The sequence below is a fragment of the Streptomyces apricus genome (genome assembly GCF_008369065.1).
Lineage (GTDB): Bacteria > Actinomycetota > Actinomycetes > Streptomycetales > Streptomycetaceae > Streptomyces > Streptomyces apricus.
Genome location: NZ_VDFC01000085.1, coordinates 137,830 through 160,825, shown reverse-complemented (window position 1 = coordinate 160,825; position 22,996 = coordinate 137,830). Strand labels below are relative to the sequence as shown.

At 71.9% G+C, this 22,996-nt stretch carries 22 protein-coding genes; 16 read left to right on the top strand and 6 right to left on the bottom strand.

The genetic code is table 11. From position 1 onward, the window contains the following. On the top strand, positions 1 to 272 hold a 272-nt coding region (locus tag FGF04_RS37155; RefSeq protein ID WP_149515792.1), incomplete at its 5' end, for an ArsR/SmtB family transcription factor. A gap of 312 nt (positions 273 to 584) precedes the next feature. On the opposite strand, the gene FGF04_RS37150 is transcribed toward FGF04_RS37155, so the two are convergent. Further along, positions 585 to 986, bottom strand: a complete 402-nt coding sequence (locus tag FGF04_RS37150) for a winged helix-turn-helix transcriptional regulator (protein ID WP_149515791.1) — start codon at positions 984 to 986, stop codon at positions 585 to 587. Between the two features lie 42 nt (positions 987 to 1,028). Here FGF04_RS37150 and FGF04_RS37145 point away from each other — a divergent pair, with 42 nt between their 5' ends. Then, positions 1,029 to 1,880, top strand: coding sequence for an enoyl-CoA hydratase/isomerase family protein (locus FGF04_RS37145; protein ID WP_149515790.1), 852 nt, complete (start codon positions 1,029 to 1,031; stop codon positions 1,878 to 1,880). Between the two features lie 154 nt (positions 1,881 to 2,034). Here FGF04_RS37145 and FGF04_RS37140 read toward each other — a convergent pair whose 3' ends face one another. After that, positions 2,035 to 2,997: a TetR/AcrR family transcriptional regulator C-terminal domain-containing protein gene (locus tag FGF04_RS37140; RefSeq protein WP_149515789.1), complete on the bottom strand. Its 963-nt coding sequence runs from the start codon at positions 2,995 to 2,997 to the stop codon at positions 2,035 to 2,037. Between the two features lie 178 nt (positions 2,998 to 3,175). On the opposite strand from FGF04_RS37140, the gene FGF04_RS37135 reads away from it, so the two are divergent. Together FGF04_RS37135 and FGF04_RS37130 are read left to right on the top strand one after the other, a co-directional pair. After that, positions 3,176 to 4,387, top strand: a complete 1,212-nt coding sequence (locus FGF04_RS37135; protein WP_149515788.1) for an FAD-dependent monooxygenase — start codon at positions 3,176 to 3,178, stop codon at positions 4,385 to 4,387. A gap of 529 nt (positions 4,388 to 4,916) precedes the next feature. After that, complete coding sequence (locus tag FGF04_RS37130) at positions 4,917 to 5,870, top strand: alpha/beta hydrolase family protein (RefSeq protein WP_149515787.1); 954 nt, start codon at positions 4,917 to 4,919, stop codon at positions 5,868 to 5,870. A 350-nt stretch (positions 5,871 to 6,220) separates the two neighbouring features. Here the strand turns inward: FGF04_RS37130 and FGF04_RS37125 are convergent, their stop codons facing one another. The 3 genes from FGF04_RS37125 to FGF04_RS37120 are packed head-to-tail and all read right to left on the bottom strand — an operon-like array spanning position 6,221 to position 8,029. Further along, positions 6,221 to 6,883: a response regulator gene (locus FGF04_RS37125; protein WP_149515786.1), complete on the bottom strand. Its 663-nt coding sequence runs from the start codon at positions 6,881 to 6,883 to the stop codon at positions 6,221 to 6,223. Beyond that, positions 6,858 to 7,130: a sensor histidine kinase gene (locus FGF04_RS41505; RefSeq protein WP_235882688.1), complete on the bottom strand. Its 273-nt coding sequence runs from the start codon at positions 7,128 to 7,130 to the stop codon at positions 6,858 to 6,860. The genes FGF04_RS37125 and FGF04_RS41505 overlap by 26 nt, the downstream gene beginning before the upstream one ends. Further along, the gene (locus FGF04_RS37120; protein ID WP_235882687.1) at positions 7,127 to 8,029 is read right to left on the bottom strand and encodes a sensor histidine kinase; all 903 of its coding nucleotides are present in this window, start codon (positions 8,027 to 8,029) and stop codon (positions 7,127 to 7,129) included. Before FGF04_RS37120 ends, FGF04_RS41505 begins: the two co-directional genes overlap by 4 nt. 175 nt (positions 8,030 to 8,204) lie before the next feature. Here FGF04_RS37120 and FGF04_RS37115 point away from each other — a divergent pair, with 175 nt between their 5' ends. Next, a complete protein-coding gene (locus FGF04_RS37115; protein ID WP_149515785.1) occupies positions 8,205 to 10,475 on the top strand; it encodes an MMPL family transporter in 2,271 nt (756 codons plus the stop codon). 80 nt (positions 10,476 to 10,555) lie between these two features. Here FGF04_RS37115 and FGF04_RS40740 read toward each other — a convergent pair whose 3' ends face one another. Next, entirely contained in the window at positions 10,556 to 10,699 is a 144-nt protein-coding gene (locus tag FGF04_RS40740; protein WP_223146442.1) for a M23 family metallopeptidase, read from the bottom strand. A 347-nt stretch (positions 10,700 to 11,046) separates the two neighbouring features. On the opposite strand from FGF04_RS40740, the gene FGF04_RS37105 reads away from it, so the two are divergent. The 11 genes from FGF04_RS37105 (at position 11,047) to FGF04_RS37050 (ending at position 22,984) form a co-directional block, all read left to right on the top strand. Further along, positions 11,047 to 11,433, top strand: a complete 387-nt coding sequence (locus tag FGF04_RS37105) for a hypothetical protein (RefSeq protein ID WP_149515784.1) — start codon at positions 11,047 to 11,049, stop codon at positions 11,431 to 11,433. 628 nt (positions 11,434 to 12,061) lie between these two features. After that, a complete protein-coding gene (locus tag FGF04_RS37100) occupies positions 12,062 to 12,865 on the top strand; it encodes an SGNH/GDSL hydrolase family protein (protein WP_149515783.1) in 804 nt (267 codons plus the stop codon). Further along, complete coding sequence (locus FGF04_RS37095) at positions 12,862 to 14,115, top strand: acyltransferase family protein (protein ID WP_149515782.1); 1,254 nt, start codon at positions 12,862 to 12,864, stop codon at positions 14,113 to 14,115. Before FGF04_RS37100 ends, FGF04_RS37095 begins: the two co-directional genes overlap by 4 nt. Before the next feature lie 55 nt (positions 14,116 to 14,170). Then, on the top strand, positions 14,171 to 14,719 hold the full coding sequence (locus FGF04_RS37090) for a GerMN domain-containing protein (RefSeq protein WP_235882686.1): 549 nt from the start codon (positions 14,171 to 14,173) through the stop codon (positions 14,717 to 14,719). A 119-nt stretch (positions 14,720 to 14,838) separates the two neighbouring features. Continuing rightward, positions 14,839 to 15,531 (top strand): response regulator transcription factor, encoded by a 693-nt coding sequence (locus tag FGF04_RS37085; protein WP_149515781.1) that lies wholly within the window; start codon positions 14,839 to 14,841, stop codon positions 15,529 to 15,531. A gap of 11 nt (positions 15,532 to 15,542) precedes the next feature. Continuing rightward, a complete protein-coding gene (locus FGF04_RS41500; RefSeq protein WP_235882685.1) occupies positions 15,543 to 17,570 on the top strand; it encodes a HAMP domain-containing protein in 2,028 nt (675 codons plus the stop codon). Further along, positions 17,567 to 18,421: an HpcH/HpaI aldolase family protein gene (locus FGF04_RS37070; RefSeq protein ID WP_149515780.1), complete on the top strand. Its 855-nt coding sequence runs from the start codon at positions 17,567 to 17,569 to the stop codon at positions 18,419 to 18,421. The genes FGF04_RS41500 and FGF04_RS37070 overlap by 4 nt, the downstream gene beginning before the upstream one ends. After that, on the top strand, positions 18,421 to 19,377 hold the full coding sequence (locus tag FGF04_RS37065) for a BKACE family enzyme (RefSeq protein ID WP_149515779.1): 957 nt from the start codon (positions 18,421 to 18,423) through the stop codon (positions 19,375 to 19,377). Before FGF04_RS37070 ends, FGF04_RS37065 begins: the two co-directional genes overlap by 1 nt. Positions 19,378 to 19,420: 43 nt before the next feature. Next, the gene (locus FGF04_RS37060; RefSeq protein ID WP_149515778.1) at positions 19,421 to 20,194 is read left to right on the top strand and encodes an SDR family NAD(P)-dependent oxidoreductase; all 774 of its coding nucleotides are present in this window, start codon (positions 19,421 to 19,423) and stop codon (positions 20,192 to 20,194) included. Positions 20,195 to 20,243: 49 nt separating this feature from the next. Next, positions 20,244 to 21,560 carry an iron-containing alcohol dehydrogenase gene (locus FGF04_RS37055; RefSeq protein WP_188114383.1) on the top strand — a complete coding sequence of 439 codons (1,317 nt, stop codon included), beginning with the start codon at positions 20,244 to 20,246 and terminating at the stop codon, positions 21,558 to 21,560. Beyond that, a complete protein-coding gene (locus FGF04_RS37050) occupies positions 21,557 to 22,984 on the top strand; it encodes an NAD-dependent succinate-semialdehyde dehydrogenase (protein ID WP_149515776.1) in 1,428 nt (475 codons plus the stop codon). The genes FGF04_RS37055 and FGF04_RS37050 overlap by 4 nt, the downstream gene beginning before the upstream one ends. Positions 22,985 to 22,996 lie beyond the last annotated feature (12 nt).

Genomic DNA, 22,996 nt, shown 5'->3' with positions numbered 1-22,996 from the left:
AAGACACCCTCACCGCGCTCCGGGCTCTGGCCGCCGCCCCACGCCTGCGGATCGTCACCCACCTCGCCGCCCAGAGCCGCACCACGCAAGAACTCGCCTCTCTCCTCGGCCTGTCCCCCTCCGTCACCTCCCGCCACCTCCACCAGCTCACCCAGGCGGGACTCACCACCGCCCAGCGCGAGGGCTACTACGTTCTCTACTCCCTCGCCCCTGCACGCCTCGACGAGATCGCCACCGCCCTCATCACCCTCGCCCCCAGGCCCGAGGACTGAGCGAACGCTGTTGCAAGCCCCCGCGGGCACCGCAGGAAATAGGTCCTGTCTCGGCAGGCGATGGCGAGCTCAAGCGGTCAGCGCATCACAGCTGTTGAGAAGGTCAGCGCAGATCTCTGCCGGAGTCCGGTAGCCGTGGCAGGGATCCGGCGATTCGGCGATTCCTGGACACTCTTCTGCCCCGCCCCGAGCCGACCGCGATCCCGTCACCCACGCACTGACAGGGCCGGCCTGGAGAAGACGCCACCAAGCCATCGCCCGCCGCTGCCACCACCGAAAACGCAGTTCAGGAAACGAACCGCTGATGGAGTACTAGAGGGTGCCCCTGCCTTCGTCAAATGCATCCCTGTGTCGTTCGACTTCGGCGAGGTGGTCGGCGGTCCAGGCACGCAGGATCAAGAAGGGCTCCTCAAGCGTGCGACCCAGCGGTGTGATCCGGTACTCCACGGCAACGGGGCGTTGATCCAGCACCCGGCGCTCGACGAGGCCGTTGCGTTCCAACCGCCGCAGTGCCTGCGTCAGCGATTTCTGAGTGACCCCATCGAGTTCTCTCTTGAGTTCGTTGAAGCGTCGCGGCTGCCGGCACAACGCGGTCAGCAGCAGCTGACCCCACTTGTCCAGCAGCTGATCCAGGAGTTCGCGCTGCGGGCCGACGATGGTCTCGTGACCGGCCCCATCTTCGCGGATACCAGGTTTCTTTGAAGTACCTGTCATGCGCCAGGTATACCAGGGATACCGCCAACCCGGAGGAATCCCATGCCCGAACAGTCCCTGCCCAGCCTCGATATCAAGCGCCAGGACGGAGTGCTGTGGGTCTCTATCGACGTTCCGCCCGTCAACCTGATGACGGCGAAGCTCATGCTCGACCTGGACGCCGTCGCCGCATCGGCCGAGAACGATCCCGATCTGCACGTCATCGTCATCCAGAGCGCCAATCCGGAGTTCTTCCTGGCACACGGCGACCTGTCATTCGTGGAGGACCCCGCGACCTACGCCGCCCTCCCGGTCGCGCAGGAGACGCTTGTCGGGACGGGCCCGATGATGCGGCTTCATGAACGCTGGCGGCGTCTGCCCCAGACCACCATCGCCAAAATCGCGGGACTCGTCCGCGGCGGTGGATCCGAGCTGGTCTCCAGCCTGGATCTGCGCTTCGCGGCTCTTGAGAGCGCGGCGTTCGGCCAGTTCGAGACGCTGACCGGCATCGTCCCCGGAGCCGGTGCAACTGCCCACCTGCCCCGCCTGGTGGGTCGCGCTCGCGCTCTGGAGATCGTGCTGACGGGCGGGCTCGTCGACGCGGCGACCGCCGAGCGCTGGGGATGGGTGAACCGGGCTCTGCCCGCCGCGGAACTGGACGAATACGTCGAGTGGGTCGCACGGACCATCGCGGCTCTGCCCGCCGGTGTCCGCACCGCGGCCACCGAAGCGATCGACGCGGCCGACGGCACGCTGGAGGACGCCCTGCGCGCGGAGGACCGCCTGCTCGGCGAAACGTTCACCCCCGTGTCGGGAGAGCTTGCCCGGGCAGCGCTCGCGGCCGGGGTCCACACGCGCGAGGTGGAACTGAACCTCGAAGAGGTGCTGCGCGCGAACCTCCTCCGGCATTCGTGACAAGCCTGCCTTGGGAGCGCCGTACCGGCACCACGACTTCGTCGCACTCAGGCGGCTCGATGTCGAGGGTCTCCAGCGGGTACTGCTGCGCGGGCATCAGCCGATCCCACTCCCTTGCCGGAGAAAGCAGGAGCCGAAGCTGCGAGTTCTCCGTTCAGTCGGCGGAGCTCTCGTCGAGGAGTGAGGCAAGGCCGTCGAGGAGGCGCTGGAGGCCGAACTCGAAGAGGGCGTCGAGGTCGAGGTCGTAACCCTGCGTGGTGAGGAGCGAGAGGGCAGGGAACCGGCCGGTGGCCAGGATCGCCAGGAGCGTGGGCTCCTGAGTATCCATCCACTCCTCGCTGTCCAGGCCGCTGTGCGCCTCGGCCTCCCGCTCCGACTCCAGGCTGACTGCAACACCACGGGCGTAATTGAGCAGCATGAGGTGCGCGGTGAAGGCGGACTGCAGGTCGAGTCCGTGAGCGTGCAGGGTGGCAAGCACCCACTCGCTGTACGGCAGCGCCGAGGTGATCATCTGAGGGCGGGTCACCGACAGGGCCGGCGCGAACCACGGGTGGCGCCGGAACAGGTCCCAGAGCTGCCGGGCCGCCAACTCGATCGCCTCGCGCCAGGCGTCCGGCGGGTCGGTCGGCAACGGGAACTCCGCGATTGCCGTGTCCATCATCCGCGTCATCAGATCGTCCTTGTCCGCCACGTGCCGATACAGCGACATGGTCGCCATCCCGAGCTCCGCGGCCACCCGACGCATCGAAACCGCGGCCAGCCCCTCCGTGTCGGCGACCGCGACTGCGGCACTGACGATCCGTCCGAGCGTGAGCGTCGCCTGGCCCGAGGGCGCATCAGGCGGCCCGCCCGGGCGAGCGGGGGCCGCGGGGCGGGCGGACCGCACCGGCCGGCCCGGGGTGGCCACGACCGTCCCGATGCCGGGGACGGCACGGACCATCCCCTCGTCGCGCAGCTCGGTGAGCACCTTGGTCGCGGTCGCCATCGCGACCCCCCACTGCTTGGTGATCTCGCGGGTCGAGGGCACGCGATCGCCCGGTGCCAGCTCACCCGCTTCGATCCGCCGTCGCAGTTCGCCGACGATCTGGCTGTAGCGCGGTACCGCCTGTCCGCCCACCGACACCCCCTGCACTAGTGCACCTAGACGGGTGTCATCCTAGCCCTCGACGCCGGGCAATCCCCCATGCGAGTACCTCCCCCTAACTCTCAGCACTAGTGCACTGACGCTCAGCATCCCATCCTGCAAAGGGAATTCATGCTTGCGCACCATTTCGCGTACGGCGTACGTTCACATCATGCCGAACAACGAGATACTCATCTGCGGGGCCGGCATCGCCGGGCCCGCGCTGGCGTACTGGCTACGCAAGGGGGGCTTCGGAGTCACCATCGTGGAACGCACGCCGGAACCCCGGCCGGGCGGGCAGACCGTGGATCTACGCGGCGCCGGCCGCACCGTGATCGAGCGGATGGGTCTGATGGACCGGGCCAGGGCGCAGAGCGTGGACCAACGAGGCCTCGCACTCGTCGACGCCTCAGGCCGGACCACCGCGCGGGTCCCCGCCGACAGCTTCGGCGGCGAGGCGATCGTCTCAGAGATCGAGATCCTTCGCGGCGATCTCGCCCGCCTGCTCTATGACGCCACCCTGCCGGACACGGAGTACCTGTTCGACGACACCATCACCGAGATCGATCAGGACGCTGACGCCGTCACCGTCACCTTCGAGAAGACCGCGCCGCGCCGGTTCGGGCTGGTCGTCGGCGCGGACGGACCGCACTCCGTGGTCCGCGCGCTGGCCTTCGGCCGGAAGCAGGAGTTCGTCCACCCGCTCGGCCTCTACACGGCCTGGTTCACCGCCACCGACGACCTGGAACTCGACGGCTGGTACCTGATGCACAACGCGCCCGGCGGACTGGTCGCCTCCGCACGGCCCGGCCGCCTCCCCGGCGAGATCAAGGCCGGTCTCAGCTTCCGCTCGGCACCGATCGCCTACGACCGCCGCGACAGCGCCGCCCAGCAGGAACTCGTGGCCCAGCGCTTCGCCGGCGTCGGCTGGGAGACCCCACGCCTGCTGCAGGCCATGCGCACCTCCCCGGACTTCTTCTTCGACTCCATGGGCCAGGTCCGCCTCGACCACTGGACACGCGGCCGTGTGGCGCTGCTGGGCGACGCCGGATACTGCGCGACCCCGCTGACCGGCCTGGGGACCAGCCTGGCTCTGGTCGGCGCCTACGTCCTGGCCGGTGAACTCGCTGCCTCCGAGGGCGACCACCGCATCGCCTTCCGCCGCTACGACGAGGTGATGCGCCCGTACGTGCGCCAGGCCCAGCAGCTCCCGCCCGGCGGGGCCTCGGGATTCGCGCCTTCGGGTCGACTCGGCATCCGCCTGCGGGACCTGTCCATGCGTCAGATGACGCGCTGGCCGATGCGGAAACTACTCGCCGCGCAGTTCGCCAAGGCGGGGGACATCGCCCTGCCGAAGTACAGTCTTGCCGCGGACATACGGTGAGCCGCCCCAGCCACGGGACAGCGGACGTTCACAAGCTCGCCGAGGAGACCGGCCCCCGCCGAAGCCGTCATCCCGGTCGGCCACTGCCCTACCACTTCGGCATCCCCCATCCTCGTCAACGCGGCCAAGGGCGAGCCGGGCCACCAGCGCGTCGGCTCCCGCCTCCGCACTCCACGCCCCGAACTCGTGACCCGTGCAAGCGACGAGGGCCTGCCCAGGTCTGCGTGTACATCCGCGCGCCAGTCGACCGTAAGGCGACTACTGGGTGCAGGTGTCCCTGCGGTGGGGACAGCGCCAGCCAGGGACAAATCATCCGCGGTTGAATCAGCCCTTCATCCGGTTTCCGGTTCGCGTCAGGATCGTCCTGTCGAACAGGGGAGATCCGGCGAACGGAGCGCCGTTCCATGCAGCAATCGCAACGACGCTCCGTCTCATGTCGGCCGACGCGAAACATCCCTGGACGCCTCACCACGCGCGGGTCGAACCGATCCGCCGGGCGGCACACACTACGGAAGGGCAACCACGCATCATGAATACATCCACCGCCGACATCCTGGGCGCACCTGTCCCCGTCCTGTCCTACAGCCCGGTGGTCCTGTCCGTACCCGGACGGCCCGTGGACCTCCAGGTCCGTGTCTCCGCGCCCGAGACCGGGAGCGGCCTTCCCGTCATCCTCTTCTCCCACGGCCAGGGCCCCTCGAACGACCTCTCCTCGCTCAACGGCTACGCGCCGCTGGTCAACTTCTGGGCCGCCCACGGATTCGTCGTCATCCAGCCCACCCATCTCTCCTCCAGGACCCTGAGCCACCTGGTCGCCGACGCCCCCGAAGCGCCCTTCTTCTGGCGCTCGCGCGCCCAGGAGATGACCGACATCCTCGACCGGCTCGACGAGATCGAGAAGAGCGTGCCGCTGCTCGCCGGGCGGATCGACCACACCAAGGTCGCCGTCGCCGGACACTCCTTCGGCGGCTTCACCTCCAGCACCCTGCTCGGAGCCGAGGTCACCGACCCCGACACCGGGGAGGCGGTCAGCTTCCTCGAACCCCGCATCACCACGGGCGTGCTGCTGGCCGCGCCCGGCAGGGGCGACGCCATCAACGGACCCATGGGCCAGGCAGTGCCGTTCTTCAGGACCATCGACTTCTCCACGATGACCACCCCCGCGCTGGTCGTCGTCGGCGACGAGGACGACTCCCAGCACTTCACGGACATGGGGCCGCTCTGGCACGCCGACCCCTACACCCTCAGCCCCGGCCCCAAGTCCCTGCTCACCCTGTTCGGCGCGGGGCACGCGCTGGGAGGGATCCCCGGATACGACGCCGCCGAGACCACCGACGAGAGCCCCGAGCGGGTCGCCGCCGTCGGGCGCCTCACCTCGGCCTACCTCCGCAGCCGGCTCCACCCCGGTGACCAGGCCTGGCAGACCGCCTGCGAGGCACTCGCGGCCGACCCCGCCCCGGCCGGACGAGTCGAAACCACATAGCTCCTGCGGCAGGCGCGGGCGGCGCCCCACCGGCGGCGCCCCACCGGCGCCGGACTCGTCCATGCGGACCTGGACGGCGAGTTGGTCCAGGACCTGCCCGGAGCTCAGGCCGGCACGGTCGTCGACGGCGCGGCCGACGACCGGCCTCGGCGTTCAGCCGCACCCGCAGCTCCTCACGCGCGTCCTGCCGGGCCGGTCACTGCGCGGCCGGGTGCCGCGGGTCGCCGTCGTAGGGGCCGCGGTCGACGGCGACGTGCAGAGGCACGTGGAGAGGCACGTGGAGCCGGCGTGAGCCGACCGGTGCACCGATGTCCGGGCGGGGACTCGTGGGACATGGCCCGGCACCCGGCTCAGGTTCCGGGGAGGATACGGCGCGTCTCGTAGGCCCACATCGCGATCTCGACCCGGTTGCGGGCGCCGAGTTTGCCCATCAGGCTGGCCAGATGTGTCTTCACCGTGCTGAGGCTGATGTGCAGTGCGTCGGCGATCTCGGTGTTGGTCAGCCCGCGGGCGACGGCGAGGAGCACCTGTTCCTCGCGAGCGGTGACGGGGGAGACCGGCTGGGAGGCGGGCCGGCCGGCGGGCAGGTCCGCGAAGGCCTGGAGCAGACGGACGGTGACGCTGGGCGCGATGAGCGCCTCACCGTCGGACGCCGACCGTACGGCCTGTGCCAGAAGGTCCGGTCCCGTGTCTTTGAGGAGGAATCCGCGGGCACCCGCACGCAGTGCGCCGTAGACGTACTCGTCGAAGTCGAACGTGGTGATGACGACCACGACCAGCGGTTCGGCGACGCCCGGGCCGGCGACCAGCCGGGTGGCCTCCAGCCCGTCGAGTCCGGGCATGCGGATGTCGAACAGGCAGACATCGGGGCGTAGTTCGCGGGCCAGGCGTACCGCTTCCCGCCCGTCGGCGGCCTCGCCGGCCACCTCGATGCCGGGCTGGGCGTTCAGCATGATCCGCAGCCCGGTGCGGATGATCGTCTGGTCGTCAGCGACGAGAACGCGAATGGACACCGCTGTCGCTCCTGGCTCTCGGCAGTTCGGCTTCGACGTGCCAGCCCCGGTCGGTACCCGGGCCGGCTCGTAGTGTGCCGCCGAGCAGGGTCGCGCGCTCGCGCAGTCCGGTGAGTCCGTATCCGTCGCGACCCTGGCCGGTGCGCCGGCCGTTGTCGTGCACGCTCACCCGTACCGTGTGCCGCTGCGCGGCGACCCGAACGACGAGTTCGGTCGCGTCGACCGCATGGCGCAGCGTGTTGGTCACCGACTCCTGCACGATCCGGTAGACGGCCGCGTCCACGGCCGGGGGCAGCGCGCCAGTTCGCCGTCGAGCCCCAGGTCGGCCCTGATTCGACCACCCGGGGTGCGCACCAGGCGCTCCAGATCCGCGACTCCGGCAGGGGGCGCCAGCTCGGCGCCGACCCCGCGGTCGCGCAGCGCGGCGACCATGGCGCGCATTTCCTCCAGCGTGCGCGCCCCTTCCTCCTCGACCCCCTCCAGCGCCTGGACGGCGGCGGACGGGTCGGTGCCCGCGAGCACCCGGCCCGCCTGGGCGGTGATCACCATGGCCGACACGTGGTGGGCCACCGTGTCGTGCAGTTCCCGGGCGAGCTGCTCGCGCTCGCGGGAGCGCACCTGTTCCACCTGCCGCTCGCGAGCGGTAACCCAGAACCGCACGGCAGTTCCCACCACGCCGGGCAGCAGCAGGAAGACGAGGCCCACGACCTTTTCGACGACCGGGGTCCCGTCCATGACGACACACAGCGCGCCGACCGCGACAGTCACCGCGCCGCCCAGCACGATCTCGCGTCCCGATCCCCACCGGGACAGCGCGTACACCAGCACGAGCACGACCGCGCCGGTGTCCAGGCCGACGGGCTCGCGCGGGGCGGTGACGAACGAGGCCACCTGGAGCAGCATCGTCGAGCCGAACGCCAGCGTGACCGTCGCCAGCGGGCGCGTCCGGCGCCACAGGAGCAGCAGGCACACCCATACGGCGAACACCACCGCCACCGGCCGCCACACGACGTTCTCGCGCAGGGCGGCCTCCAGCACCACACCGCCCAGGCCCGCGGCGAGCAGCGCCCAGTCGCGCCACACCCGGGCGGGCGCGTCGGGCGGCCGGGGTTCGGTCCACAGGGTTCGCAGGTCCTCTCGCAGCACGGCTCTCAGCGTAGGGACCGTGCCGTGCCGCGCATCGGCCGAAAGGACGGGAATTCACTCCGACTTGCGGCCGACGGATCCGCGGCCCGCGGGCCGATGCCGCGCAGCGCCGTGGCGGGGAGCCTCGGCACCGGCGGCCGTACAAGGACGGCCGACGAGGCGGTGGGAGGACCCGATGCTCTCGAAAGCCCTGTTGCGCCTGGGCGCAGGCGCCGCCCGCCGTCCCTGGCGGGTGATCGCGGCATGGCTGGTCGCCGCCGCACTCGCCGTTCTCGCCGCCGTCGCCTTCGGCGGGCGCAATACGGATGCGATGACCGCTCCGGGGCTGGACTCCCAGCGGGCGGCGGAACTGATCGAGCGGGCCGGCACCGGCCAGGAGGGGATGACCGCCCACGTGGTCGTCACCCCCCTCGACGGCGCCGCGACGTTCTTCGGCCACGACAGCGCGCGCACCGCTCTCACGCGGCTGCAGGCCGAAGTGAAAGGGCTGCCGCACGTGCTGGGTACGAGCGACCCGGCGCGGGCGCTCGACGCGGGCGGGGACACCGCCGTGCGCGGCGGCCTCGTCTCGGCCGACGGGCGGATCGCGGTCGTCCGGGTGCAGTATCCCGACCAGAGCCGGCTGTCGGCCGAAGACCTCGACGCCCTCGTCGGTCTCGGCGACCGGCTGCGCACCGAACTGCCCCTGCGCATCGAGATGGGCGGGAACCTCTTCTACGCCTTCTCCGACCCCGGCGGCGGCGCGAGCGAGTTGATCGGCCTCCTCGCCGCGGCCGCGATCCTGTTCCTGGCGTTCGGTTCGCTCGTCGCCGCCGCGCTGCCGATTGGCATGGCGATCTTCGCACTGACCGTCGGGGTCGCCACGATGACGGTACTGGCGGGGCTCACGGACGTCCCCACTTTCGCACCGGTCCTGGGCAGCATGGTCGGGCTCGGAGTGGGCATCGACTACGCGCTGTTCGTGCTCGCCCGGCACCGGGAGTACCTCGCGCGCGGGCTCGCTCCGCACGAGGCGGCCGGACGGGCGGTGGCCACGGCGGGGCGACCGGTGGTCTTCGCCGGCGGCACCGTCGTCGTATCGATTCTCGGCCTGGTGGTCGCGGACGTACCGTTCATGACGGTGGGCGGGCTCGCCGTCTCGATCGTCGTTCTGACCATGGTGGTCGCGTCGGTGACGCTGCTGCCGGCCTTCCTCGGCGCCTCCGGCCCACGCCTGGCCCGGCCCGGCCGGATCGGCCGGGCCTTGCGGACCAGGGGGCCGGGCCGGCTCGCACGGCGCCGGGACCCGGCGCCAGGCGCCGCCCACGCCGCCGGGTGGCGTCGCTGGATCGGGCACGTCAGCCGGCACCCGGTGGTGTACGCGGTCGGCGCGGCGGGGCTGCTGCTGACCGCGACGCTGCCCGTGCTCGGTCTGCGCGTCGGTCTGCCCGACGACGGCTCKCTGCCCCACAGCCGTACCGAGCGCCGGGCCTACGACCTCGTCGCCGAGGGGTTCGGCCCGGGCACCAACGGTCCCCTCGTCATCGCCGCGGACCCCTCCGGTGATCGGGGAGCGCTGGACCGACTCGTCGGGGCGGTCGCGGCGGATCCGGGCATCGCATCCCTCGCGCCGGCGCACATCGACCGGGCCACCGGCATCGCGACCCTGGTGGTGTTCCCGACCACCAGCCCCCAGGACAAGGCCACGGCCGACACCATCGCCCGGCTGCGCACCGACGTGCTGCCCACGGCGATCGGGCACGGCCCGGCCAAGGCCCACGTCGGCGGCGCCGCCGCGAGCCTGTCCGATGTGGGCCGACGCACCAGCCAGCGCCTGCCGGTGTTCGTCGCCGCCGTGCTGGCGATGTCGTTCCTTCTGCTGATGCCGGTCTTTCGCTCGATACTCGTACCGCTCAAGGCGGTGCTGCTGAATCTGCTGAGCATCGGCGCGGCCTACGGCGTCATGGTCGCGGTCTTCCAGTGGGGCTGGGGAGGCGCACTCATCGGGCTGGAGGCGACGGTTCCGATCGTGTCGTTCATCCCGATGTTCCTTTTCGCCATCCTGTTCGGCCTGTCGATGGACTACGAGGTGTTCCTCCTCTCCCGCGTACGCGAGGAGTACCTGCGCACCGGCGACAACGGCACGGCGATCGTCGAGGGCGTCTCGCGCACCGCCCCGGTCATCACCTCGGCCGCCTTCATCATGACGGCGGTCTTCCTGTCCTTCGCCGTCGCCGAGGACCCCTCCACCAAGATGTTCGGGCTCGGCCTGGCCACCGCGATCCTCATCGACGCCACGGTCGTACGCATGGTGCTGGTACCGGCGACCATGACACTCCTGGGCCGGACCAACTGGTGGCTGCCGAAGTGGCTGGACCGGATGCTTCCCTGCGGCCCGGTCGGCACCGACGACACCGACGCGGAATCCACGGGCGAGGCCCCGCTTCCACGGCTGGTTGACCGCTGACCCAACTCCTGCCCGCACTTGGCGTCCGGCACCTCGGCGTGTCATCCAGGGGCATATCGAGTCGTGATCATCGGGTGGTCCTACTGCACCTCGAAGTGCAGGTGGGAGCCGGTGGACTGGCCCCTGTTGCCCATGGTGGCGATCTGCTGTCCGCTGTTCACGCCCTCGCCCGCCCCGGTGTGCCCGCCCGACCCGGCCTCGTCCACTTCACGGCTGCTGAGCACGCGGAAGATCTCCAGCGCCGTCCCACGATTCGCGTACCTGGTCCTCCCGACGGACCCTGCCGGCGAGGAGTCCCGGGCATGCCGGAGGAAGGATCACCGTCCCGCTACGTGGTCATCCTCTGACGCCGAACAATGACCGAAACGGGTGTGGTGGCCGGTCCCCCTCTCTGCCGTCCTCGGCGTGGGCGGGGCCGCTGGTGAGACGGAACGGCCGGTCGGCCCGTATGAGTGCCGGCGCGTGCATATTTCGTTTCCTCGACGCTCATACGCCGCGGCCGGACGGCCCGTCACCCTGCCGACCCCACCCACCGGCGGGGATCACCGAACGCGTACTCCGGAGGAATCCCATGTCCCAGCGAACCAGTCGTCTGCGTCGTACGGCCGTTGCGGCGGCAGCCGTTGGCGGCGCCGCGATGTCCCTCCTCGGCGCCGCTCCCGCGCAGGCCGCGAGCAACACGACCGAGGTCTACGTGTGGGCGACCGGCGTCAACATGCGCAGCTGCGGGTCCTTCTCCTGCCCGCCCTATGACCGCATCAAGGTCAGCCGGATGACCGTGGACGCGCACTGCCAGCTCAAGGGCGACAGCGTGGTCGACGGCTCCTACGCCAACAACTGGTGGGTCCAGGTGGACGCGGGCGGCCCGCGCGGCTGGATCAGCGCGGTCTACATCAGCACGGGCAACAACTGGGAGCCGATCCCCGGTGTCTCGCAGAACATCGAGGACTGCGTCTGAGCCGGAACGCCGGGCGGATGACGCACGCCCGCGCACGATGGTGGCGGTGGTGGCTGTCCTCGTGGCCACGGTGACCGGCTGTTCGGCGGGTGGCGCTTCGGATCCCGGTGCTGTCGGCCGGACTCCGTCCCCGCCCTCCGCCACAGCGGCCCTCACCGCCGCCGAACAGACCCTCGTCCAACGTGCATGAGCCGGCACGGGTACGGCAGCGACCTGCAACGGCGGGCGACGGAGCTCCGGGCGTCCGACCCCAAACGGCGTTACGCCCGGTCGCTCGACGCCGGACGGCGTGCCGAGGCCATGGACGCGCTGCACGGACGCACGCCGAACGCGCTGTCGGTGAAGCTGCCGACCGGACGGGAGGTGAGCCGCAGCGACAAGAGGCGCACCGCGCGGGCGGAGGACGAGCTCTACGGCGGCCTGGCGGCCTGGTTCCGGGGCGAGGCGATCACCCAGGCCCTGTCCATCGAGCGGCAGGCGAAGGTGATCGCCGATCCCGCCTACACCCGGGCAACGAGAGGCTTCGCTCCCGCGGTGGTCCTTTGCCGTATGACAGCCCCACTCTCGTTGTGTGATCGATTCATGACGGCGCGGCCTCCGGGCGGACCGGACTGGTTCGGTGGGGCACATGCAGATCGACAACGGCCCACGGGGCATCTCACGTTTCACGGTCGTCCTGACGGCCACCGTCTTCCTCGGCGCCCTGGTCAGCGGCTGCGGCGACGACGCCGACGGAGTACGCACGAGTGCGTCGACGCGCGGTGAGGACGGCCGGCAGGAACAGCGGGTCCTGTGGGTGGGGGACTCCATCGCGGGCGTGGAGGGCCCCGCGCTCAAGGCGGCGCTGACGAAAAGCGGTGTGGAATTCAAGGACATGTCCTCCGACGGCGGGGGCACCGTGGTCCAGGGAGACGAGATGAGCAGCCGGCTCGCCGAGCCGACCTGGAAGGCGCTGGACAGGAACCTCTCCTCCTTCCGGCCCCAGGTGGTCGCGTACCAGATCACCACCTACGACTGGGGCACCGCCGGGCAACAGCGCGCCTCCTACGAGAAGCTGGCCGAAGCGGCACGCGACGCGGACGCCGAACTGGTCATCGTGTCCGCGCCGCCGTTCAAGCTGGACGACTTCTACCGGCAGCACGCAAGTGCCATCGAGAGCGCGCCGAAGGTGGCCGCGCAGGTCGCCAGGGACAGCGACGGCCGGGTGCGTTTCTTCGATGCCGCGCAGTTGTGGGGGACCGACAGCAAGGCGGCGAAGGCGCAGCGCTCGTCCGACGGCATCCACTCCTGCCAGCAGGGATCGGCGGCCTTCGCCGCGTGGTTCGCCGGGAAACTCTCCAAGAGCCGGGACTTCACCGCCGCCGACCCCGGTGAATGGGCGAACGGTGCGTGGACCGAGGACAGGCACTTCGACAAGCTGGGCTGCGCATGACGTCCACGCGAGCCGGCGGCGCCGAGGCCGGCCGGACCGCATCCCTGCCGGGCGGGCGCCACGGCGGCGGAGCCGTCCGGCGCCACCTCGCTGCGCTCGACGGGCTGCGCGGATGTGCCGTCGCGGCCGTGCTGCTCTTCCACGCGGGCCATCTCCAGGGCGGTTTCCTCGGCGTGGACCTGTTCTTCGTCCTGTCGGGCTTTCTGATCACGGGCATCCTGTTGCAGGAGACGACCGCTCCGCACGGCATCGGCCTCACGGCCTTCTGGGTGCGCCGTGCCCGGCGGCTGCTGCCGGCCCTGATCGCCGTCTGCACGACGACGCTGCTGCTGACCTGGTTCTTCGGAACACACGCGCAACTGCGTCTCGCCCTCGACGACGCGCCCTGGGTCGCGGCGCAGGCGGCCAACTGGCATTTCGTCGCCGAGCAGGTCAGCTACTGGGACGCCGGTGACAGCCGGATCCTCACCCACCTGTGGAGCATCGCCGTCGAGTGGCAGTTCTACCTGGTGTGGCCGCTGGTGGTGCTCGTGGCCGCCCGCGGCCGCGGGGGCGAACGACGCATCGCCGTCATCGCCGCAGCCGGTGCGCTCCTGTCCCTGGCGCTGATGGTGTCGCTGGGCGACGCGGTGGACACCACGCGGGCCTACCAGGGCACCGACACCCGGGCCTTCGCGCTGCTGCTCGGTGCGCTGGCGGCCACCGCACCCGTACGACGGCGGCTGGCTCGCGTTCCCGGCCGGAGCAGTGATGCGCTGTGCGCGCTGTCGGCACTCGGGCTGGCAGCGTCCTGGGCGCTGACCGCCGGGGAGAGCAGCCCCGCTCTCTTCCAGGGCGGCATGTTCGCGCACTCCGCGGCCTGCGCCCTGCTCATCGCCCTGCTCGCCGCGAGTCCCGACGGCATCGCCGGACGCCTGGCGGGCAACGGCGTTCTGCGTCAGCTGGGTGAGCTGTCCTACAGTCTCTACCTATGGCACTGGCCCGTGTTCCTCTTGCTGCCCCGGACCGTGCTCGGTTCGAGCGGATGGGGGCGTACCGCCGTTGCGATCGGTCTGTCGCTCGGCGCGGCCGCGCTGACCAGGCGCTGGGTGGAGGACCCGGTGCGGCGGCGCGCGCCGTGGACGGTCGAACGCCGGGGAGCGGTGACCCTGGTGGCCGCGAGCGCTCTGGCCGTCGGGGTGTGGCTGGCGGTGCCGCAGCCACGCCCCGGAACGGGGACGGTGGACGTCGAGCAGCTGACGACACGGTGAGTGACAGGTGAGTGACAGCAGGCGGAAGAGACGAACGAGGCGGAAGCGGACGCCGGTGCGCCTGGGCGCGGCACTGCCGGCGCTGGTGGTGCTGCTGCTGGCGCTGGTGGTGACTGGTTGCGGTGTCTCCGGCACCGATCCGGTGGCGGCGGGAAGCCCCGCTGTGGGAGGGCAGGCTTTGGAGGGGGCCGAACCGCTGCGGGTGTACTTCACGACCGAACAGGGAACCTGGCCCGCCACACGCCCGGCACCGGACGGCGCAGGCCCCCAGGAAGCCGTCGACGCGCTGCTGGGCGGGCCCACCTCGGCCGAGCGGGCCCGCGGGCTGACCACCGCCGTTCCGACCGGGAACGGGCAGGTCCGCGCACGGGCGTCCGCCGGCACGGTCGACCTGGACCTGCCCTGGCCGGTGGCGCAGCTGGACCGGACGGCGGTCAGCCAGCTGGTGTGCACCGCCGCTGCGGCGCCCGGCGTCCCGGGCGGCCGGCGGTCGCAGGACGTGCTGGTACGTGTCCATGAGCCCGGCGCGGCCGGGACGCCCTGGGACGTCGTGTGCGACGACACCGGAACGGCCGCTCCGAAGCGGCCCGCGTCCGCCGGTTGAACCGCGCCTGTCGCACCCGTTGCACCTGTTGCGCCCGCTGAACCTGTTGTGCCTGTGCGCCACGAAGCGGCCTGGCCGAGGAACCGGTAAGAGAACCGGTAAGAAAGGAAGCCGTCGGCATGACGAAGGTCCTGCTGATCGAGGACGATCCCGCGGTGCGGCGCGCGATGACGCTGGCGCTCAGGAGGCGCGGCCACGAGATCGAGGCGGTCGGCACCGGAGAGGAAGGCCTGGACTCCCTCGTGGCGTCCGGGCCGGACATCGTGCTGCTCGACCTGATGCTGCCGGGCATCAGCGGCCTGGAGGCTTGCCGCAGAATCCGCGAGACGAGCCAGATACCCATCGTGATCATCTCCGCGCGAGGAGACGACGTCGATGTCGTGGTCGGCCTGGAAGCCGGAGCCGACGACTACATCGTCAAGCCCGCCAGCGGAGAGGTCGTCGAGGCCCGCATCCGCGCGGTGCTGCGCCGCGTCGCCCCCTCCCAGCCGGAGGTCACGGCTCGCCGGGATCCGGTCGTCCATGGCGATCTGGAGATCAACCGTGCCTCGCTGAGCGTGACGAAACGGGGCCGGCCGCTGGCACTGGCGCCCTCGGAACTCAAACTGCTGCTGTTCCTGTCGGCCGCTCCGGAACAGACCTTCAGCCGCCGAAAGCTCCTGGAGCAGGTGTGGGAGCACAGCTACTACGGCGACGTCCGGCTGGTGGACGCGTGCGTGATGCGGCTGCGCGCGAAGACCGAGGACGATCCCCGCCAGCCGCGCTACGTCCAGACCGTGCGGGGCTTCGGCTACCGGTTCGGTCCACTGTGAGGAGACGCCCCATGCCCCGCTTCCGCGGCTTGGGACCCCGCTTCCGCGGCCTGGGACCCCGGCTCGTGACCGCCTTCGTCCTGGTTGCGGTCCTCAGCGCCCTCACCACTGCCGCCCTCACCTTCCAGCAGGCCCGGTCCGCGATCCTGGACCGGGCCCAGCACCGTGCCGTGCAGGACCTGCGAAGTCAGGTGGGTGCGCTCGCCCCGGACCTGCCGGACCGGCCGGCCGAGACGGACCTGCGGGCCCTCGCCCTGCAGCTGGACCGCTTCGCGGGCGCGCGGGACTGGCACACCGGGGCCGTCTACCGCAACGGGAAGCCGGTGACGGCGGGTGACCTGCCGCTCGTGCTGCCACCGGCACTGACCGCCGTCGCGCCCTCGGCCACCACCGCGCTGGCGCAGCGCTTCACCCGAGCGGACACTGTCTGGCTCGCGATCGCGTTGCCCGTGGTATCCGCCGACGACCCGTCCGAGCCGTCCGGCCTCGTCGTCTACGCCTCGTTCTCTCTCGCGTCCGAACAGCAGGACATCGCCTCCCTGGTCACGGCCGCGCGTACGGGCTTCCTGCCCGTGGCCCTCGCCGCCGTCGTGCCCGCCTGGCTGGCCGTGCGGCGTGTCCTGCGCCCCGTGCGGCGACTGCGGTCGGCGGCCGAGAACATGGCCGCGGGCGCCCTGGACACCCGGATCGAGGTGACCGGCCGCGACGAACTCGCAGACCTGGGCCGCACCTTCAACTCCATGGCCACCGCACTGCAGGCCGATGCCGCGACACTGCGGGACATGGAGGCCAAGGCGCGGCGCTTCGCCGCCGATGTCTCCCACGAACTGCGCACCCCGCTGGCGGCCATGACCGCTGTGACCGACGTCCTGTACGAGGACGCCGCCTCGGGGCGGATCGAGCCGGAGACGGCCGAGGCGCTGACCCTGGTCGCCGACGAGACCGGCAAACTCGTCCGCATGGTCGAGGACCTCATGGAGATCTCCCGCTTCGACGCCGGTGCGGCCCGCTTGGACCTCGACGACGTCGACCTCGGCGAACTCATCGCCAAGACCCTCGCCCTGCGCCCCTCTCCACCGCCTCCTCCACCCGCCCGCCTTCCCCGCCTCCCGAGCGAAAGGGCCATGACCGTGTACGCCACCGACGATCCCCGCTCCACCCTCACCCCGGCATCCGCGTCGCCGCCGGACCACGACGCCGCGATCGCCGCCGCCCAGTACGTCGACCTCGGCCGCCTGCTGTCGCCGGACGCCGCCACGCCCGACGGGCGCACCGCCGTCGTGCGCGCGCAGAACGTGGTGCTCGCGCACACCGCCGCCCGGGCCGGCGACGACCTCGACAACGGAACCCCCGCCGGGGAACTGGCCGTGGTGGTCACCGACGACTCGCCCGCCTTCACCGTGCACCTGGACGGCGAGGAGCACCTGATCGACGAGCCCGGGCTCGTGGTCGTCCCGCCCGGTGCCTCCCGGCTCGCCGTGCACGGCGGCGGCCCGCTGGTGCGCCTCTTCGAGACGGGCGAACAGCCCTGGCGGGACCGCGCCGTCAACGCGCAGGCCTACGCCGTGGACCACCCCCGCGTCGCCCCCCTGCGCCGCTGGCCCGAGCCCGTCGGGGGCCGGGCCGTACGCTTCTACCCGCTCGCCGGGGTGCACGACGAACCGGGCCGGTTCGGCCGCATCTTCCGCACCCGCTCGTTCATGGTGAACTTCCTGCCCCCGCAGGAGGGCCCGCGCGATCCGCGCAAGCTCTCCCCGCACACCCACGACGACTTCGAACAGCTCTCCCTCGCGGTGCGGGGCGCGTACGTCCACCACATCCGCACCCCCTGGCTGAACGACAGCACCGGCTGGCGCGACGACGAGCACGTGACGCTCGGCAGCCCGTCCCTCGCGGTCATCCCGCCGCCCACCGTGCACACCTCCGCGGCCGTCGACCCGGGCGTGAACCAGCTGATCGACATCTTCAGCCCGCCGCGCGCCGACTTCTCCGCGAAACCGGGCTGGGTCCTCAACGCCGACGACTACCCGGCGCCGTGAGCGCGCCGCACCGCACGGGCGCCGGGCTGTTCGCACCGAACCACGACGCCCCGCGCGCCGGCACCACTCCCGTCGGTACCACTCCCGCCGGCACCACTCCCGTGGGCACCTGGCTCAAGATCGGCTCGACCGAACCGGCCGAGATCATGGCGTACGCCGGCTTCGACTTCGTCGTGATCGACCTGGAGCACGCCCCGCTCGACCTCCTGACGGCGTACCGGCTTGTCAACACGGCCGCGGCGCTGGGCCTGGTCCCGCTGGTACGCGTCCCGGACACGACGGCGTCCACCATCCAGAAGGTCCTCGACGCCGGTGCCATGGGCGTCCTCGTACCGCACGTCGACACCGTCGAACAGGCCGCCGTCGCCGCACGCGCCTGCCGCTTCCCCCCGTACGGGATCCGCGGCGCCGGCGGCACCAGCCGGGCCGGGGCCTGGGGCCTGCGCCCGAACGCCGACTACCTCGCCACCGGGAACGACGACGTGCTGTGCATCCCGCAGCTGGAGAGCCCCGAGGCGATCGCGGCGGCGCCCGGGATCCTCGCCCTCGACTCCGTCGACGCGGTGTTCGTCGGCGCCGCGGACCTCGCCCTGTCCCTGGGGACGACGCCCGGCTCGCCCGAGGTCGCCGAGTCGATCGCCTCGGCACGTGAGGCCGCGCACGCCGCGGGCAAGCGGCTGGGACTCGCGTTCGGCGGCGCACCGCTGCAGGCCGCGCAGGCGGTACGTGACGGCTGCGACTTCGTCCTGCTCAGCAACGACACCACGATGCTCGCGGCCACCGCGCGCGACCTCGTCACGGAGTTCAGGGAAGCGGACGCGGCGCGCGTCCCCGGATCCAGGAGGAACTGATGCGTCAGGCCGGGAAAGTCGTCATCACCACCGCGGTGACGGGGTCCGTCAACGTGCCCTCGCAGAGCCCCCACCTCCCGCTGTCCGCACGGCAGGTGGCCGACTCCGCGCTGGAGGCGATCGAGGCGGGGTCGGCCGTCGTGCACCTGCACGCCAGAGAGCCCGACGGTCGGCCCACCGCCGACCCCGAGGTCTTCGAGGAGATCGTCGGGCGCATCACCGAAAGGTCCGACGCGGTCGTCAACATCACCACCGGCGGGGCGTCGTCGATGACGATGGAGCAGCGCCTGGCCGCCGCCCTGCGCCTGAAGCCCGAACTGGCGTCGATGAACATGGGGACGATGAACTTCGTGTACTCCGCCATCGCCGACAAGGTGACCACGTGGACGCACGACTGGGAGAAGCCCTACGTCCTCAACACCTGGTCGCAGCCGTTCGTCAACACCTTCGACTCCATCGAGCACACCCTGCGCACCCTCGGCGAGTCCGGCACCCGCTTCGAGTACGAGTGCTACGACATCGGGCACCTGTACTCCCTCGCGCACTTCGTGGAGGCGGGCCTGGCCAGGCCGCCGCTGTTCGTCCAGGGCGTGTTCGGCGTCCTCGGCGGCATCGGGGCCGACCACGCCAACCTGGAACACATGGTGCGGATCGCCGACCACCTCTTCGGCGACGACTACCACTTCTCCGCGTTCGGGGCCGGACGCGCCCAGATGCCGTTCGCCACGCACAGCGCGTGGCTCGGCGGCCATGTGCGCGTGGGCCTTGAGGACAGTCTGTGGGCCGGCAAGGGGCGGCTGGCGCGCAGCAACGCCGAACAGGTCAGGGCGGTACGCGCCGTCGTCGAGGACCTGGGCAAGGAGATCGCCGCACCGGCCGACGTCCGGGAGATGCTCGGGCTCCGCGGCGCCACGACCGGCAGCGCCACGACCGGCGGAGGCGCGACGGGCGCATGACCCCGCCACCGAGGGACCAGAACGGGAAAGGACACCCGGCACCATGCCGCAGCAACCAGTAGACCGGCCGCCGCTCACCGGCAAGACCGTCCTCGTCGTCGGCGCGAGCAGCGGGATCGGGGCCGACACCGCGCGCGTCCTGGCCGCCGACGGCGCCGCCGTCATGCTCGTCGCCCGCACCGCGGGACCGCTGGAGGAACTCGCCGGGGAACTCACCTCGGCGGGCCACCAGGTGGCGTACCGGACGGGCGACATCACGGACGCGTCGAGCGTCGCCGCCTTCGTCGACGCCACCGTCGACCGGTTCGGCCGCCTCGACGGTGCGTTCAACAGCGCGGCCACGACCCAGGCGGGCCGTCTGGACCGGGTCACGGACGAGGACTTCGACCGGATCATGGCCGTGAACGTCAAGGGCACCTGGCTGTGCCTGCGCGAGGAGGTACGGGTCATGGAGCGGCAGGGCGCGGGCTCGATCGTCAACGTGAGCAGCATCGGGGGCCTGCGCGGCAGCTCCGGCATGGGCGCCTACCAGGCCACCAAGCACGCCGTGATCGGTCTGACCCGCACCGCCGCCCACGACTTCGGGCCGCTCGGCGTCCGGGTCAACGTGATCGCGCCCGGTCCGACCGAATCACCGATGCTCGACCGGACGCGGGAGGCGATCCCCGGCGGAGTGGAGGCCCGGATCGCCGCCACGCCGCTGCGCAAGGCGGGGACGGGCGCGGAGGTCGGCGCGAGCGTGTCGTTCCTGCTGAGCGACCTGGCCGCGCACATCAGCGGCGTCGTGCTGCCGGTCGACGGAGGTTTCCTTGCCTGAGATCCCGCCGACCGGTCTCCCGGATGCGCCGCAGCCGACGCCCGGAGGGGTGGCTCTTTCGCCGACCGGCCTCCCGCCGTACGCATCCGGGACGCTGCGGCTGCCCGGCCGGGTGCACTTCGGGCACGGCTCCCGCGCCCTGCTCCCCGACCTCGTCGCCCTGCACGGCCGACGGGTGCTCCTCGTCGCCGATCCGTTCCTCACGGCGACCCCGTACCTCGACGAGCTCACCGGCGCGCTGTCCTCGGCGGGCCTCGCGGTACGGATCCGCACCGACATCACCCCGGAGCTGCCGGCCGGCTCGCTGGACGCCGCTGCCGCGGCGGCGCGCGAGCACGGCACCGAGGTCGTCCTCGCGGTCGGCGGGGGCAGCGCCCTGGACGCGGCCAAGCTCATCGCGCTGCTGTGCGTGCACGACGGCCCGCTCAGCCGGTACTACGGCGAGAACCTGGTCCCCGGGCCCGTCCTGCCGGTCGTCGCGGTGCCGACGACGGCGGGCACCGGATCGGAGGTCACACCGGTGGCCGTCGTGTCCGACCCGGAACGTGAGCTGAAGGTGGGGATCTCCAGCCCCTTCCTGGTGCCGGCCGTCGCCGTCGTCGACCCGGACCTCACCCTGGGCGCGCCGCGCGCCGTGACCGCCCACTCCGGCATCGACGCACTCGTGCACGCCGCCGAGTCGTACACCGCGCGGCCCCTGGACACCGGTCGGTCCCCGGACACCGGCCTGCCCGCTCCCGTACCCGTACCCGTACCCGTATCCGAGTCCGCTCCCGTTTCCGTTTCCGTCCCCGTGTTCACGGGGCGCAACGCGCTGGCGGAGCCGATGGCCCTGCGGGCCGCCGAGCTGCTGGGTCCCTGGCTGCCCGTGGCCGTCCGGGAACCGTCCCACCGGCAGGCCCGCCACCAGGTCGCGCTGGGCGCCCTGTCCGCCGGCATCGCCTTCGGTTCGACCGGCACGCACCTGTGCCACGCCCTCCAGTACCCCGTCGGCGCCCTCACCGGAACGCCGCACGGCCTGGGCACCGGACTGCTGCTGCCCTACGTCCTCGACACCGTGCGGGCCGTACCGGAAGGCGCCGAACGGGTCGCGGCCTTCGGGGCGGCGCTCGAACACCTGCCGGCGCACGAGGCCTCCGCCGCACGGACCGTCGCCCGGGTGGCCGAGATCAACCGGGCCGTCGGGATACCCGCGAGCCTGCGCGAGATCGGCGTCGGACGCGACCAGTTCGCGCGCCTGGCCGACCTGGCGCTGAGGTCCGCGCGGCTGCTGGCCATCGCCCCCGTCGAGCCCACCCGGGACCTGCTTCTCGACATCATCCGGCGCGCGCACGCCGGAACCCTCGACGATCGGACGGCGGCATGAACCTGCGGACGGACCTCTTCATCGGCGGCCGCTGGCGGCCGGGCACGGACGGCGGGCGGMTCGACGTCGTCGACCCCTCGGACCTGTCGACGATCACCCGGTTCGCGGTGGCGACCGAGCGGGACTGCATGGACGCCGTCGACGCGGCGGCCGCCGCGGCGTCCTCCTGGGCGGCGACCGCCCCGCGCGAGCGCGGTGAACTGCTGCGGGCGGCGTACGAGATCCTCACCGCCGAGACCGAGGAGTTCGCCGAGCTCATCGTGCGGGAGAACGGCAAGTCCTGGCCGGACGCCGTCGGCGAGGCCCACTACGCCAAGGAGTTCTTCCGCTGGTTCGCCGAGGAGGCCGTCCGCGTGCCCGGCGACCACCGGCTCTCGCCCTCCGGCGACAAGCGCATCGTCGTCGAGCGGCAGCCGATCGGGGTGTCGCTGCTGATCACGCCCTGGAACTTCCCCGCCGCCATGGCGACCCGCAAGCTCGCCCCCGCACTCGCCGCCGGCTGCACCACGGTCCTCAAGCCCGCCGCCGAGACACCGCTCACCGCGGCCTACGTCGTGGAGGTGCTGCGCCGGGCGGGCGTCCCGGACGGTGTCGTCAACCTGGTCACGCCGACTCCGCCGGGCCCCGCGGTACGGCGGATGATCGACCGTCCCGAGGTCCGCAAGCTCTCGTTCACCGGTTCCACCGAGGTCGGACGGGAACTGCTGCGTGCCTGCGCGGACGGCGTGGTGAGCGCCTCGATGGAGCTCGGCGGCAACGCGCCCCTCGTCGTGCTGCCCGGTGCCGACCTGGAGCCGGCGGTCGAGGGCGCCGTGCTCGCCAAGATGCGCAACGGCGGCGCGGCCTGCACGGCCGCCAACCGCTTCTACGTGCACGCCTCGGTGCACGACGAGTTCGTGGCCCGGATGGACGCCGCGCTGTCCGCGTTCACGACGGGCCCGGGCCTCGACCGTGCACACACGCTCGGCGCGCTCGTCTCACCGGCCGAGCGCGACAAGGTGGCGGCGCTCGTCGACGCCGCGATCGCGGACGGCGCGACCCTCGTGCGCGGCGGACGGGCCCGGAGCGACGGCGCGTTCTACGACGCGACGCTCCTCACCGGGGTCGTCCACGGGTCGGCGATCACCACGGCCGAGATCTTCGGCCCGGTGACCGCGGTCGTCCGCTACGAGGACGTCGACGAGGCGGTCCGCATGGCGAACGACACGGTGCACGGGCTGATGGCCTACGTGTTCGGTGAGGAGCGCGAGGCGATGGCCGTGGCCCGGCGCCTCGAAGCCGGCATGGTCGCGGTCAACCGGGGCGTCGCCAGCGATCCCGCCGCCCCGTTCGGCGGCGTCAAGCAGAGCGGGCTCGGCCGGGAGGGCGGCGCGGAGGGCATCCTGGAGTTCCTGGAGGAGAAGTACATCGCCCTGACCGCGTGACGCACGGACCGG